The organism is Streptomyces sp. NPDC006372, assembly GCF_040612515.1.
In the GTDB taxonomy this organism is placed as follows: domain Bacteria; phylum Actinomycetota; class Actinomycetes; order Streptomycetales; family Streptomycetaceae; genus Streptomyces.
The window spans coordinates 149,853-162,887 of record NZ_JBEXQJ010000018.1 but is presented as its reverse complement, the minus strand read 5'-3'; the positions used below and the strand labels follow the sequence as shown (position 1 = coordinate 162,887).

At 70.5% G+C, this 13,035-nt stretch carries 14 protein-coding genes and 2 pseudogenes; 11 read left to right on the top strand and 5 right to left on the bottom strand.

The genetic code is table 11. The features are described from left to right. A pseudogene (locus ABZ016_RS25290) lies at positions 1-251 on the bottom strand (transcriptional regulator); the annotation flags it as partial. Position 252: 1 nt separating this feature from the next. Here ABZ016_RS25290 and ABZ016_RS25285 point away from each other — a divergent pair. From ABZ016_RS25285 to ABZ016_RS25275, 3 genes and pseudogenes are all read left to right on the top strand, one after another. Continuing rightward, positions 253-426: pseudogene (locus tag ABZ016_RS25285) on the top strand (aminoglycoside phosphotransferase family protein); the annotation flags it as partial. A 224-nt stretch (positions 427-650) separates the two neighbouring features. Then, the gene (locus ABZ016_RS25280; RefSeq protein WP_356918959.1) at positions 651-1,376 is read left to right on the top strand and encodes a dienelactone hydrolase family protein; all 726 of its coding nucleotides are present in this window, start codon (positions 651-653) and stop codon (positions 1,374-1,376) included. A 258-nt stretch (positions 1,377-1,634) separates the two neighbouring features. Next, entirely contained in the window at positions 1,635-1,844 is a 210-nt protein-coding gene (locus ABZ016_RS25275; RefSeq protein ID WP_356918958.1) for a hypothetical protein, read from the top strand. Between the two features lie 20 nt (positions 1,845-1,864). Here the strand turns inward: ABZ016_RS25275 and ABZ016_RS25270 are convergent, their stop codons facing one another. Then, a complete protein-coding gene (locus tag ABZ016_RS25270; protein ID WP_356918957.1) occupies positions 1,865-2,566 on the bottom strand; it encodes a GNAT family N-acetyltransferase in 702 nt (233 codons plus the stop codon). A 16-nt stretch (positions 2,567-2,582) separates the two neighbouring features. After that, on the bottom strand, positions 2,583-3,302 hold the full coding sequence (locus tag ABZ016_RS25265) for a helix-turn-helix domain-containing protein (RefSeq protein ID WP_356918956.1): 720 nt from the start codon (positions 3,300-3,302) through the stop codon (positions 2,583-2,585). Between the two features lie 232 nt (positions 3,303-3,534). Between ABZ016_RS25265 and ABZ016_RS25260 the strand changes: the two genes are divergently transcribed. Further along, entirely contained in the window at positions 3,535-4,206 is a 672-nt protein-coding gene (locus tag ABZ016_RS25260; protein WP_356918955.1) for a DUF4097 family beta strand repeat-containing protein, read from the top strand. 90 nt (positions 4,207-4,296) lie between these two features. Here ABZ016_RS25260 and ABZ016_RS25255 read toward each other — a convergent pair whose 3' ends face one another. After that, positions 4,297-5,397: an AI-2E family transporter gene (locus tag ABZ016_RS25255; protein ID WP_356918954.1), complete on the bottom strand. Its 1,101-nt coding sequence runs from the start codon at positions 5,395-5,397 to the stop codon at positions 4,297-4,299. 177 nt (positions 5,398-5,574) lie between these two features. Between ABZ016_RS25255 and ABZ016_RS25250 the strand changes: the two genes are divergently transcribed. Continuing rightward, positions 5,575-6,540: a YihY/virulence factor BrkB family protein gene (locus tag ABZ016_RS25250; RefSeq protein ID WP_356918953.1), complete on the top strand. Its 966-nt coding sequence runs from the start codon at positions 5,575-5,577 to the stop codon at positions 6,538-6,540. Between the two features lie 35 nt (positions 6,541-6,575). On the opposite strand, the gene ABZ016_RS25245 is transcribed toward ABZ016_RS25250, so the two are convergent. Then, complete coding sequence (locus ABZ016_RS25245; protein ID WP_356918952.1) at positions 6,576-7,001, bottom strand: DUF6003 family protein; 426 nt, start codon at positions 6,999-7,001, stop codon at positions 6,576-6,578. A 240-nt stretch (positions 7,002-7,241) separates the two neighbouring features. Here ABZ016_RS25245 and ABZ016_RS25240 point away from each other — a divergent pair, with 240 nt between their 5' ends. The 6 genes from ABZ016_RS25240 to ABZ016_RS25215 all read left to right on the top strand — a co-directional run bounded on the left by ABZ016_RS25240 (position 7,242) and on the right by ABZ016_RS25215 (position 12,951). Further along, positions 7,242-7,988 carry a GNAT family N-acetyltransferase gene (locus ABZ016_RS25240; protein ID WP_356918951.1) on the top strand — a complete coding sequence of 249 codons (747 nt, stop codon included), beginning with the start codon at positions 7,242-7,244 and terminating at the stop codon, positions 7,986-7,988. Then, complete coding sequence (locus tag ABZ016_RS25235) at positions 7,985-8,134, top strand: putative leader peptide (protein ID WP_356918950.1); 150 nt, start codon at positions 7,985-7,987, stop codon at positions 8,132-8,134. Before ABZ016_RS25240 ends, ABZ016_RS25235 begins: the two co-directional genes overlap by 4 nt. A gap of 77 nt (positions 8,135-8,211) precedes the next feature. After that, entirely contained in the window at positions 8,212-9,414 is a 1,203-nt protein-coding gene (locus ABZ016_RS25230) for an LLM class flavin-dependent oxidoreductase (protein ID WP_356918949.1), read from the top strand. A 22-nt stretch (positions 9,415-9,436) separates the two neighbouring features. Further along, a complete protein-coding gene (locus ABZ016_RS25225; protein WP_356918948.1) occupies positions 9,437-10,813 on the top strand; it encodes an NtaA/DmoA family FMN-dependent monooxygenase in 1,377 nt (458 codons plus the stop codon). Continuing rightward, a complete protein-coding gene (locus ABZ016_RS25220) occupies positions 10,810-11,892 on the top strand; it encodes an LLM class flavin-dependent oxidoreductase (RefSeq protein WP_356918947.1) in 1,083 nt (360 codons plus the stop codon). Before ABZ016_RS25225 ends, ABZ016_RS25220 begins: the two co-directional genes overlap by 4 nt. A 444-nt stretch (positions 11,893-12,336) precedes the next feature. After that, positions 12,337-12,951, top strand: coding sequence for a dihydrofolate reductase family protein (locus ABZ016_RS25215; RefSeq protein WP_356918946.1), 615 nt, complete (start codon positions 12,337-12,339; stop codon positions 12,949-12,951). The last annotated feature ends 84 nt before the right edge of the window (positions 12,952-13,035 follow it).

Below are 13,035 nucleotides of genomic sequence, written 5' to 3'. Positions count from 1 at the left end.
TTGACGTCGATACCGACCAGGTGGCGGTGCATGCACTCGTCGTCGGTCAGCTCCCGCGTCCAGTCGTAGGCCTCCTCCAGCAGCATCTCCCCCGGTCCCCGCTGGTGGAAGCGGGGCAGGCCGGCCAGCAGCGGATGCCCGTCCGGGGCCTCGCAGGGCGCACAGTCCATCGGGTGTTCGCCCAGCGACCCGGGCCGGTGTTCCCGGTGCCGTCTGCCCGAGTCGTCCGGCTCACTCGCGCGGGTCGGCGGGATGGGGAACGCGGGGGCGGTCTTCCGCCGGGGGAGTTGGTGGAGCGACCGGCACCGCGCAACGCGCGCCCTGCATGCCTATCTCCTTGCGCTGAAGGAGCACGGCTTCGATTCGGCGCCAGCCCCTGTCGGTCTCACCGCGGATGGCCGTGAGCAGCTGACTTTCATCCCTGGCAAGACCACCAGCCGCCTCATCAGAGAGACAGGCGGGATATGGAGCCAACCCCGGCTGCGAGCAGCGGCGTCCGGTGCGCCCGCCCTTCGGGCGGACGGCCGTTTGTTCCCAGGCTCTGAGCTGCACCGCTGACGGGGTGGTTCCGGAATACGCCAGAGGCCTGTCTTCTGCCAGCGGCAGAACACCGGCCCGACCCGGCTCGACGATCACTACAGTCCAGGCTCATGACGACGGTTACAACGCGCACGATCGAATACGCGGCCGACGGCCTGACGACGATCGGGCACCTCGCGCTCCCGGCCGGTGTCGACCGCCGGCCCGCGGTCCTGGTCGGGCCCGAGGGGGTGGGGCTCAGCGACGTCGAGCGCCGCCGGGCCGATGCGCTCGCCGAACTGGGATACGTGGCCCTGGCCTTCGACCTCCACGGAGGACGCTATTTGGGCGCCCCTGAGGAGATGCTGGCCCGTTGCATGCCGCTGCTCGCCGACCCCGACCGGATGCGAGGCATCGGCCACGCGGCGCTCAACGTGCTCCGCGCCGAGCCGCGGGCCGACCCCGACCGGATCGCCGCCGTCGGCTACGGCACCGGAGGCGCAATCGCGCTGGAACTCGGGCGCGACGGCGTCAACCTGCGCGCGATCGCGACAGTCAACGGACTGACCACGGGCCGACCAGGCGAGGCGGCGCGCATTCACTGCCCGGTGTGGGCCGGGGTCGGGTCGGAAGACCCGATCATGCCGCCCGCGCAACGGGACGCATTCACCGCCGAAATGCAGGCTGCGGGCGTCGACTGGCGCCTCGTGGTCTACGGCGGCGCCTTGCACGCCTTCCATCACCCACCGGTCGACCACATCGTGCTCCCCGGCGTCGGCTACCACCCGCAGCACGCGCAGCGAGCTTGGCGGGAGGTCGTCGACCTGCTCGCCGAGTGCCTGCCCATAACGGAGTGATCTGGTCGGCAACCACGATCCCGGACCGGGGACCAAGCCGGTCGACCGGGGCTTCTCGGCAACCCGCGAGCGTGCGTGCCGGACGCCGCTGCCCAGATGGGGGTTTGTTCACAGGGGTCCAGCGCCCAGCCCGCGGCCACTACCAAGGCGTGCTGATCCCGGCCAGCTGCTGCGCGACCTCACTCGGGGTCCAGCAGGATGACCACCTGGCGTGCCGAGCTTCGACCTCGTCGAGTCGAAGGTCCCTGGGCGTGGTCGATGAAGGAGAGCAACCGGCCCTGGAACCGTACGCCGCTCGCGATCACGCATTGTCACGAGCCGGTTGGACTCCTCGGCGAACTCGCGACAGCTGAATACGAGAGCCCACCAGTCCCGAGGCCGGACAAGGCGATCGCGGTCCTGCGCATCACCCCGGACGGCCGCACCACCGCCGTCACGGTTGGCTCACCCCACGACGGGCCGGGCTGACCACGCTGCGCCGTCGGCTGTCAGGGGACGCGGTATCCGCGGAAGGTGACGTGTTTGCGGGTGGTGAAGCCGAGCCGTTCGTAGAGGGCGATCCCGCCGGTGTTGGCTTCGGCCACGTGCAGGAAGGGACGTTCGTTCCGGGCCAGGACGCGTGTCGCGACTGCTGTGATGAGGTGTGCGGCGTGGCCTTGGCCGCGTGCTTCGGGTGCGGTGCAGACGGCGCTGATCTCGGTCCATCCCGGAGGGCGGAGTCGTTCGCCGGCCATGGCCACGAGTCTGCCGTTGTGGCGTATGCCGAGGTATGTGCCGAGTTCGTGGGTGCGTGGCAGGAACGGTCCCGGTCGGGTGCGTGCGACGAGGTCGAGCATCTCCGGCACGTCGGCGGCGCCCAGTTCGACGACACCGGCGGTGGTCCGGGCGTGCGGGTGGCCGGGGCGGCTGTCGCCGGGCCAGATCATCTGGCGGCCTTCGAGGGTGAAGACCGGTTCCCAGCCGGGGGGAGGGGGCGCGGGGCAGCTGAACATGTCGGCGAACTCGCCCGGGCCGAGGAGACTTGCCAGGTCGGCCCAGGCCTCCGGATCGGGGCCGGCGGCCACCGCGCAGAAAGTCGCGACGCCGGGCAGGTAGGTCGCCGCCCGTCCGGCTCGGCGGGTGAGGTGAGCGTGGTGCCCACCGAGTGACGCGCCCACCGGGTCGTCGAGCGGGGCGACGCGCTGTTCCATGGTGCGGATACCTCTCTCAGGACGGCTCGGCTTTTGTGTGGAGGACGTCGCGGGCCTGTTCCGCGGCGCGGGTGATGCTCTCGCCGACGAAGTCGACGAAGCGGGCGATGTTCTCGAGGCGGACGGCGGCCGGGGTGTCGGGGCCGAGGAGGCCGACGCCCCGCCGTGCGGTCTCGGCGAGCTGGGCATGGGCCCGGGCGCTGGCGATCATGCCCTGGTAGAAGACGTCGCTGTCGACGACGTAGCGCTCGCGGCGGCCTTCGTCGCGCTCCCGGCGGATGAGGCCCTGGCTTTCGAGGAGCGTGACCGCCTTGGAGATGGACGCCGGGCTGACCTGGAGGTGCCGGGCGAGTCCGGACGCGGTGAGGCTGCCGGCGTCGTTGGTGTAAAGGCAGGTCAGCACCCGGGACATCATCTTGGGCAGGCCCTGTTGCATGAGGAGGGTGGTGAACGCCTCCTCGTACTCGCGGACCGCCTCGGCATCGCGTCCATGGGCCTGCGGGGGCGCCTCCGGTCCCCGGGGAGCGGTCTGTCTGCGTCGATGGGTGCGGCGTTCGGTGGCGCGGTGGGCGAGGTCGGCGCGGTAGGTGGCGGGACCGCCGTTGCGCATCACCTCGCGCGTGATCGTCGAGGTCGGGCGGTCGAGGCGCCTGGCGATCTCCGCGTAGGCGAGGCCGTCGGCCAGTCCCAAAGCGATCTGCTGGCGCTCCTGCTGGGTGAGTCTGCCTCCCGGCATCGCGGGTCTCCTTCGTGGTCCGTGGTGTCTGCACCATAGCGTTCATTCTCAAACCATTGCAACGGCTTGATTCAGGGGCGTTGCGTTAGATTCAAGCTCATTGCAATGATTTCAGTGGTCTGAGCTGCATAAATGGTGACGGGATGCAAAGAATCTGTTGCCGGATATTTGAATGCAACGTAGCGTTTCTCTCGTCAGAAACACCAGAGACAACGGATCGAAGGAGCGCACGATGCAGAAGTTCGACACCCCCACCCAGGTCTCCGCCGTCCTCGACATCCCCGCCGGACGCATCCGGTTCATCGCCGCCGACCGGACCGACACCACGGTCGAGATCCTGCCCGCGGACGCCGGCAAGAGCCGCGACCTGAAGGCGGCCGAACAGATCGAGGTCGCCTGTGACGACGGCGTTCTGCGGATCGAGGCCCCGGCGGCGAAGGACCGGATCCTCGGCCACCCCGGATCCGTCGAGGTCACCGTGCAGCTGCCCACCGGCTCCCGCATCGAGGCGAAGGCGGCCGACGCCGAACTCCGCGGCGTGGGGCGCCTCGGCGACGTCGCCTTCGAGGGCGCGCGGGCCACGGTCAAGCTCGACGAGACCGACAGCGCCCGCCTCACCCTCCAGGCCGGCGACATCACGGTCGGCCGTCTGAACGGTCCCGGCGAGCTCAGCACCCAAAAGGGCGACCTCCAGGTCACCGCGGCCGTGCGCGGCACGCTCACGCTGCGCACGCAGCACGGCGACATCTCGGTCGGCGCCGCACCCGGAGTCTCCGCCTCCCTGGACGCCGGCACTTCCTACGGCCGCATCGACAACACGCTCAAGAACGCCGACGGCGCCGACGCCGCCCTGGCCATCCACGCGACCACCGAGTACGGCGACATCACCGCCCGCGGCCTGTAGTAACCCGCATGACAACGCGGGCCACCTCCCGCAATGTGCCCCACCCACGGGCGGCGCGCACCGGCACCCCGTCGGCGTTCGCCGCCCCGCTCATGGTGGGGCGCCCGCCGGGAGGCGCAATGCCTGGTAGACGGACCACACGACGGCGACCAGGGGCACGGCCACCACCGCGCCGATCACCCCGGCCGCGACGGCCCCGCCGACCACCGCGAGCGCCACGACCACCGGGTGCAGGCGGACGGCCCAGCTCATCACGAGGGGGTGGAGGAGGTGACCTTCGATCTGGCCGATGACCACGATGAGCGCCACGACCACCAGGGCGACGAGCGGCCCCTTCGACGCGAGGGCGACGACGGCCGCGATCACGAGGGCGATCGGCGAGCCGATCAGAGGGATGAAGGCGGCGACGAACTCCAGGAGGGCCAGCGGTACGGCGAGCGGCACCCCGAGGACGAACAGTGCGACCCCCACGAGGACGGCGTTGGTCGCCGCCACGAGCAGGATGCCGTGCGTGTAACCCGTGAAGGTCTGCCACGCGGCCTGCCCCGCGACGGCGACCCGGTGCCGCGGCCCCTCGGGCAGCTGCTCGCACAGCCACTGCCACTGCCTCTGGCCGGAGTGGGTGAAGAACACCGCGCAGAACAGGGCCAGAGCGAGCACGGTCAGCACCTCGAGCAGCCGGCTCGCGCCGCTGAGCGCCGTACTGATGAGAGTGGAGCGATGGCTGGAGAGCAGTTTGCCGATCCGGCTCTGCAGATCGTCGAAGGCGTCCGCGGGAAGCCTGAAGGGAGGCTTCTCGAGCTGACGCTCGATCCGGTCGATGCCCGCCACGAACTCTCGCTGCAACCCGCTGCGCTGATCCGCCACGGCCTCACCCACCAGGGCCAGTGCGCCCAGGACGAGGACGATGCCGCCGACGAGCGCGACGGCGACCGCGAGCGGTCGTGGCATGAAACGGGCGAGGGCATCGGCCACGGGGCGGAGCACGGCGGCGATGACGAGACCGAAGAAGACGGCGACCGCGATCCGGTGGAACTGCCCGAGCACGGAGAAGGCGAAGCGGACGACGATGCCGACGGCGATGATCCGCCAGGCGTAGGCGGCTGAGGTCCGCAGCCATCCGGGCACGCGCGACGCCTCGCCGCTCGGGTGTCCGAGCGGCGAGGCGGGCGGTTCGGGGGGCGTGGCCATCTCATGCCCGTACCACCCTCCGGGCCGCGGACCGCCGAGCCGCTCCGAGATTCCCCCGAAGGCCGGTATTCCCCGGGATCGATGTCGTGGGGGGAGGGGGGGACAGGAGGTCTACGGGGTAACCGGATCAAGTCAGCACGGTTCAGAGCGCACTCCCGCGACAAGGAGCGTCCAGCCATGGGTACCGCCGTCCACGTGCCACAGACCCGGGACATGATCGGGGAGGAGCTCTCCGGAGACGAGGCGTTCACCGCCCTGCGCCGCTACGGGGGGCTGCGGCTGCTGACCGACTCCTTCGTACGGTTCCGCTACGCGGACGGTTTCACCAACGCACGCGCTCTCGCCTTCCAGGTGGTGCTCGGGCTGGTTCCGTGCACGGTGGCGCTCGTCGGGCTGGCCACGTCGGTGCACACGGAAGGTGTGGGCCGGGTCATCGAGCTCACGCTCGGGCGGATCGTGCCCGGCGCGAGCGCCGACATCGTCGAGGACGCCTTCGAGGGGACGCGGCGCACCGCCCACGGAGACGTGTGGAGCACGCTCGCCTTGTGGCTGGGCCTGGGTTTCGCGTTGCTGAACCTCGCCTCGGCCATGGGCCAGATCGAGCGTGGCGCCAACCGCATCTACGGCATCGAGCGCGACCGTCCCTTCCCGCGCAAGTACGCGCGGGCGATCCTTCTCGCGCTCGCCGCCGGTCTGCCGCTGGTGTCGGGGTTCGTCGTCCTCGTCGCAGGCGAGGCCGTGGGCGAGGCGGTGGCGGAAACGGCCGGCTGGGAGAGCGGCGGCCCACAGTGGTGGGGCGTACTCGACGTACCGGTGGGGCTGGTGCTGGCCTGGGTGGCCTCGGCCGTGATCTTCCGCTGGTCGCCCCGCCGCGTCCAGCCCGGCTACACCTGGCTGGCTTTCGGTTCGGCCGTGCACCTGCTGCTGTGGGTGTCGGCCACCTGGCTGCTCGCGCTGTACGTCGAGCGGAGCGGCGCCTTCGGCGCCGTGTACGGGCCGCTCACCGCTTTCGTCGCCCTGCTGCTGTGGGCCAACCTCACCGCGGTCGCGCTCTTCCTCGGCATCGCCTTCGCCGCCCAGCTGGAGGCGGCCCGCGCCGGCATCGAGCAGGCCGCCCGGCCGGACCCCGGGCCCGGCCGGTGAGGCCGCGCGGACGGCTGGGACACGCTGTCGCGTGCTCAGCCTCCCGCCGCGGCCGTCACCGTCGCGGGGTCCTCCCCGGTCAGTTCGACGATGCGGTGCGGCGGCACCCCGGCGGCCAGCGCGCGTGCGATCAGGCCGTCCCGGCCGTCCGAGATGTCACGGTAGGTGAGCAGCTCCTCCTCGATGCCGGCGAGCGACTCCGGCACCATCAGGTGACGGACCCGGATCAACTCCTCATCGCTCAACGGGACAGGCAGCCGCTCCGCTCCTTCCGGGACAGCCGCTGTCTCCTCCGGAGGCAGCAACCGCAGACACGGAGAGTCCGGCGCACTGCCCTGAGCGTCCAGCCACGCCCGTACCGCGGGTGTCTCCATGCACGCCAGGTCACCGACGGCGGCGGGAACAACGCCGAGCGGCACGGACGCGTCCTCGAGCAGGAACAGGTAGGCGTCGTCGGTCATCATCGGCTCCTTCTCCAGGGGGGTGGTCGACCTCCCTTTACCCCGCCGCGCCCGGATTACCGCGGTGTCACCCGGCAGGGTCACCCTGAAACGGGCACCATAGTGGGCCCGAATTCATGCACCTGCAATGATCTATCGCGTAACTGCCTGCTACACATGGTGGAGTGACTCCCGAAGCGCTGCCGTCTCCCAGGTCCTGGCCGGTGCGGCACCATGCAGACCTCTAAGGATTCCGCCTCCGTGGCACAACCGATCGACGTTCGTGGTGGCGAAGCCCTGGCCACCCCGAGCACGCACCCTCTGGACAACGCGGTCTGGGCCGCACTGGCCGGTCCGCACGCCCGCTTCGCCGAACGGCACGGCCGCGCCGCCCGCTACCCGGACTACATCTACGACTTCGCCGCCCTCTCCGATCCGGCCGACCCGGTCGCCTGGGCCGACCTGCGCACGCTCGTCGGTCCCGGAACCGTCGTACGGATCAAGCCGGTCGACGAAGTCCCTTCCGGATGGGACGTCGTCGGCGGCGGACTGGGAGTCCAGCTCGTCGGCACCGCCCTACAGGCCGAGCCCGCCCCGGAAGCGGTACGACTCGGACCCGAAGACGTCCCCGAGATCCTCGATCTGGTCGCCCGCACCAGACCGGGCCCCTTTCTGAAACGCACCGTCGAACTGGGCACTTATCTCGGCATCCGGCGCCGGGGCCGGCTGATCGCCATGGCCGGCGAGCGGATCCGGCCGCCTGGCTGGACGGAGATCAGTGCCGTCTGCACCGATCCGGAGCATCGCGGCCGCGGTCTGGGCACGCGTCTCGTGCGTGCCGTCGCAGCGGGCATCCGCGCCCGCGGCGACATCCCGTTCCTGCACGCCGCCGCGGGCAACACCCAGGCGATCCGGCTGTACGAGTCGATCGGCTTCACCCTGCGCCGCCGTTCACCCATCCTGCTCGTCCGCAGCCCGCGAACACCGCACGAGACGCAGGCGTTGTGACGGACGACGAGATGTGCGAGGCCCCGATGCGTGCGACCCGACGCACGGCGGTGGCGGACGTGACGCGCATGTTCCACGCCGTCCACCTCCACTCCCGGCCCCACATCGACCTCCAGCGCGTGGCCGGCGCGCTCTGTTGCTGCTGACCTGTTCCCTCACCCCGCCGCCCTCTGGCCGGAGGAGCCGGCGTTCTCGTTGCGGACTTCCAGGAAGGCGCTGACTCGTGTCCTCACCCCCCTCTTCCTCCCTGCATCTTGCCGTCGCCCTGGAGGGCACGGGCTGGCATCCCGCCTCCTGGCGCGAGCCGGTGGCCCGCCCGCGGCACCTGTTCACCGCCCGGTACTGGGCCGACCTGGTCACCGAGGCCGAGCGCGGTCTGCTCGACTTCGTGACCATCGAGGACGGCCTCGGCCCGCAGTCCTCCCACTGGCTGGACCCGGACGAGCGCACCGACCAGGTGCGCGGCCGCCTCGACGCCGTACTCATCGCCTCCCGCGTGGCACCGTTGACCCGGCACATAGGCCTGGTGCCGACGGTGGTCTCCACCCACACGGAGCCGTTCCACATCTCCAAGGCGATCGCCACCCTCGACTATGTCAGTACCGGCCGCGCCGGCCTGCGCGTGCAGATCACCGCCCGGCCGAACGAGGCCGCGCACTTCGGCCGCCGCACCATCCCACGCATCCAGGCCTACGACAGCCCCGCCGCAGGGCAGGTGGTGACCGACCTCTTCGACGAGGCCGCCGACTACATCGAGGTGGTGCGCCGCCTCTGGGACAGCTGGGAGGACGACGCGGAGATCCGGGACGCCGCCACCGGCCGCTTCATCGACCGGGACAAGCTGCACTACATCGACTTCGAGGGCGGGCACTTCAGTGTCAAGGGTCCGTCCATCACGCCCCGGCCGCCTCAGGGCCAGCCGATCGTCAGTGCCCTGGCCCACGACACCGTTCCCTATCGGCTCGTGGCCCGCGCAGCCGACGTCGGCTACGTCACCCCGCACGACACCGACCAGGCCCGTGCCATCGTCGCGGAGATCCGCGGCGAGCGGACGGCGTCCGATCGCGTGGGCGAACCCCTGCACCTCTTCGGCGACCTCGTGGTCTTCCTGGACGACGACCCGGCGAAAGCCACGGCCCGCCGCGAGCGCCTCGACGCCCTCGCGGGACAGACGTACACGAGCGACGCCCCGGTCTTCACCGGTACGCCCTCACAACTCGCCGATCACCTCCAGGAGTTGCAGACCGCGGGCCTGACGGGCTTCCGGCTGCGTCCCGCCGTCCTCGGCCACGACCTTCCGGCGATCACACAAGGCCTGGTGCCCGAACTCCAGCGCCGCGACGCCTTCCGCCGTACCTACGAGGCCGACACCCTGCGCGGGCTGCTGGGCCTGGCCCGCCCCGCCAACCGCTATGTCGCAACCTGAGCCGGACGGAGAGACGACCACCATGAGCCAGCCGCTGAAGCAGATCCACCTGGCAGCCCACTTCCCCGGCGTCAACAACACCACCGTGTGGAGCGACCCACAGGCCGGCAGCCATGTCGAATTCAGCTCCTTCGCGCACTTCGCGCGGACCGCCGAACGCGCCAAGTTCGACTTCCTGTTCCTCGCCGAAGGGCTCAGGCTCCGTGAACAGGGCGGGAAGATCTACGACCTTGATGTCGTCGGCCGGCCGGACACCTTCACCGTCCTCGCCGCGCTCGCCGCCGTCACCGAGCATCTCGGCCTGACCGGCACCATCAACTCCACCTTCAACGAGCCCTACGAGGTCGCCCGCCAGTTCGCCAGCCTGGACCACCTCTCCGGTGGCCGCTCCGCCTGGAACGTCGTCACCTCCTGGGACGCCTTCACCGGCGAGAACTTCCGCCGCGGCGGCTTCCTGCCGCAGGAGGAGCGCTACTCCCGCGCCAAGGAGTTCCTGGCCACGGCGAACGAACTCTTCGACTCCTGGCACGGCGACGAGATCCTCGCCGACCAGGAGACCGGCACCTTCCTGCGGGACGCCAAGGCGGGCGCCTTCGTCCACACCGGACAGCACTTCGACATCCACGGCCGTTTCAACGTACCGCGCTCCCCGCAGGGCCGCCCGGTCGTCTTCCAGGCGGGCGACTCCGAGGAGGGCCGAGAGTTCGCCGCCTCCGAGGCCGACGCGATCTTCAGCCGGCACGCCACTCTGGAGGCGGGCCAGGCCTTCTACACGGACGTCAAGAACCGTCTCGCCCAGTACGGTCGCCGCCATGACCAACTGCTGATCCTGCCCGCCGCCACCTTCACGCTCGCCGACACCGACGCCGAGGCGGAAGAACTGGCCAAGGTGGTGCGCCGCCAGCAGGTCAGCGGCGCCACCGCCATCAAGCACCTGGAGTTCGTCTGGAACCGGGATCTGTCTTCCTACGACCCGGACGGACCGCTCCCCGACATCGACCCCGACATCAGCGACAACCACATCTCCAAGGGCCGCGCCCAGGTCCGCATGTACCGCGACCCGCTGACCACCGCCCGCGAGTGGCGTGAGCTCGCCGCGGCCAACAACTGGTCGATCCGCGACCTGGTCATCGAGACCGGCAACCGGCAGAACTTCATCGGTTCGGCGGAGACGATCGCCCGCACCATCAACGAATTGGTGCAGGCCGACGCCAGTGACGGCTTCATCCTCGTCCCGCACATCACGCCGGGCGGCCTCGACGCGTTCGCCGACAAGGTCGTCCCGCTGCTCCAGGAACGGGGCGTCTTCCGCCACGAGTACGAGGGACCGACCCTCCGCCACCAGCTCGGCCTCGCCCATCCCGACGACGTACAGGGTGAGCAGCGGGTGGCGTCGTGAAGTTCCTCGCGATCACCCTGATCGTGCATCGGCCCGACCCGGTCACCGGTGTGCGGAAATCGACTCACGATCGCTTCCGCGAGGTCCTCGACAACGCTCTGCTCGCCGAGGAACTCGGCTTCGACGGCTTCGGCGTGGGAGAGCGGCACGAGCGGCCGTTCATCTCCTCCTCGCCGACCGTCGTGCTCAGCCATATAGCGGCACTGACCCGGCGCATCCGCCTCTTCACCGCCGTCACCACGCTCAGTCTCCTGGATCCGGTGCGCGCCTACGAGGACTACGCCACCCTCGACCACCTCTCCGGCGGCCGCCTGGAGCTGATCATCGGAAAGGGCAACGGCGCCGCCCAGCGCGATCTGTTCCACGTCACGCCCGAGAACCAGTGGGAACGCAACGCGGAGAGCTATGAGGTGTTCCGGCAGATCTGGCGGCAGGACAGGGTCACCGCCAAGACCCGCTTCCGGCCCGAGCTGACGGACGCCGAGGTGTGGCCGCGGCCCTACCAGCAGCCCATCCGGGTCTGGCACGGCAGCGCCACCAGCAAGGAGTCCGTGGACCTGGCCGCTCGCTACGGTGACCCGCTGTTCTCGGCGAACGTCACCCACCCCATCGAGCCGTACGCCGAGCTGATCCGACACTACCGGGAGCGCTGGGAGCACTACGGCCACGACCCGGCCGCCATAGCGGTCGGCGCCGGCACAGCCGGCCTCCTCGTGACCCCCACGTCCCAGGAGGCCCGCAAGGTGTACCGACCGGTCTTCGAGGCGCAACTGGCCTTCCAGAAGCAGTTCGGCCTGCCCGTGGTCTTCGAGACGCTGGAGGACTTCGTCGAGCGCAGCTCCGCCCTGATCGGCAGCCCACAGCAGGTCATCGAGAAGGTGCACCGCTACCACGAACGGTTCGGGCACACCGTGCTCCATCTGCACGCGGACGCGAACGGCCTGACGGACGCCCAGCACAGCGCGTCCCTCCAGCTCTTCCAGGCCGAGGTCGCCCCCGTACTACGTAGGGAGATCCCGGACCCGCCCTTCACCTGGGACCCCTCACCGCCCGTCACCGACGAGCCCGCCCGTACCTGACACCGAGTGCCGAGATGGCCCGGTGCGCGACGTCGCCCGCCGCCGGTGCTCGATGGGATCGGAGCAGACGACCAAACGGCTCCGTCAGAGGTCACCGCTCGCGAGGAGTCTCGGGGCCGCGGGCAGTGGTCAGCGTGCCGGGGTGGGGAGAACGCGGGGTCAGAAGCCGGAGCGGGGCGTCAGCTCGCGGCCGAACAACACGTGGTGTTGACACGCCCGTGGTCGACATGGCGGCAGGTCACGAGCACGGTCATGGAGCCAGGAAACCACACGCGGGCCGCGACGCACCAGATCGCCCGTGAGGTCTTCCGCGCGCTCGGCCCTGCCTCCTCGCCGACGCCGCCGGCGTCGCACACAGGGAGGGCGCAGGCCCAGGCGCCGTGGAGCGGTAATCGCGCACCGGATGAGCGATGAATTCGGGCCGCGGATCGGGTCTGCCCTGGTATGACTCGAATCATCGCTGACATCTCGGTCTCCCTCGACGGCTTCGTCACCGGGCCCGACCCCGGCCCGGACAACGGCCTGGGCACCGGAGGCGAGGCCCTGCACACCTGGGCGTTCTCCGCAGACCCCGAGGACCGTCGGATCCTGCGCGAGGCCACCGCCCGCTCGGGGGCCGTCGTCCTCGGGCGCCGGCTCTTCGAGATCGTCGACGGTCCGGACGGCTGGGACGACACGACCGGCTACGGCGCCGGCGAGGTCGGCACACCCGCGTTCGTCGTCGTGACGAGCACGCCGCCGGAGTCGGTACGGCTCACCGACCTCGACTGGACGTTCGTCACCACCGGTCTGTCCGACGCCGTCACCGTGGCCCGACAGCGCGCCGAGGCGGCGTCCTCGGACAGCGGCAAGGACCTCGACGTCGTCCTCATGGGCGGCGGGGCCACGATCGGCTCGGCACTCGCCGCCGGGCTGGTCGACGTACTGACGCTGCACCTCGCACCCGTCGTGCTGGGCGCCGGAACGCCGCTGTTCACCGGAGGAGCGCCGCGCACGCTGGTGCAGCGGACCGTGACCTCGACCTCGACCGCGACGCACCTCACCTACGACGTCATCTAGGGCCGAAGCACCCCCGAACGGGCGGTTCACGCACTCCAACAGCCTATGAGGACGCCTCACACGGGGCGGCCGGGCAGGACCACG

What these genes read in the sequence shown, in the direction of transcription:
- ABZ016_RS25245 (WP_356918952.1), bottom strand. Translation starts at nt 7,001, where the DNA reads ATGACCGACGACGCCTACCTGTTCCTGCTCGAGGACGCGTCCGTGCCG.
- ABZ016_RS25225 (WP_356918948.1), top strand. Translation starts at nt 9,437, where the DNA reads ATGAGCCAGCCGCTGAAGCAGATCCACCTGGCAGCCCACTTCCCCGGC.
- ABZ016_RS25280 (WP_356918959.1), top strand. Translation starts at nt 651, where the DNA reads ATGACGACGGTTACAACGCGCACGATCGAATACGCGGCCGACGGCCTG.
- ABZ016_RS25255 (WP_356918954.1), bottom strand. Translation starts at nt 5,397, where the DNA reads ATGGCCACGCCCCCCGAACCGCCCGCCTCGCCGCTCGGACACCCGAGC.
- ABZ016_RS25260 (WP_356918955.1), top strand. Translation starts at nt 3,535, where the DNA reads ATGCAGAAGTTCGACACCCCCACCCAGGTCTCCGCCGTCCTCGACATC.
- ABZ016_RS25270 (WP_356918957.1), bottom strand. Translation starts at nt 2,566, where the DNA reads ATGGAACAGCGCGTCGCCCCGCTCGACGACCCGGTGGGCGCGTCACTC.
- ABZ016_RS25275 (WP_356918958.1), top strand. Translation starts at nt 1,635, where the DNA reads ATGAAGGAGAGCAACCGGCCCTGGAACCGTACGCCGCTCGCGATCACG.
- ABZ016_RS25250 (WP_356918953.1), top strand. Translation starts at nt 5,575, where the DNA reads ATGGGTACCGCCGTCCACGTGCCACAGACCCGGGACATGATCGGGGAG.
- ABZ016_RS25215 (WP_356918946.1), top strand. Translation starts at nt 12,337, where the DNA reads ATGACTCGAATCATCGCTGACATCTCGGTCTCCCTCGACGGCTTCGTC.
- ABZ016_RS25265 (WP_356918956.1), bottom strand. Translation starts at nt 3,302, where the DNA reads ATGCCGGGAGGCAGACTCACCCAGCAGGAGCGCCAGCAGATCGCTTTG.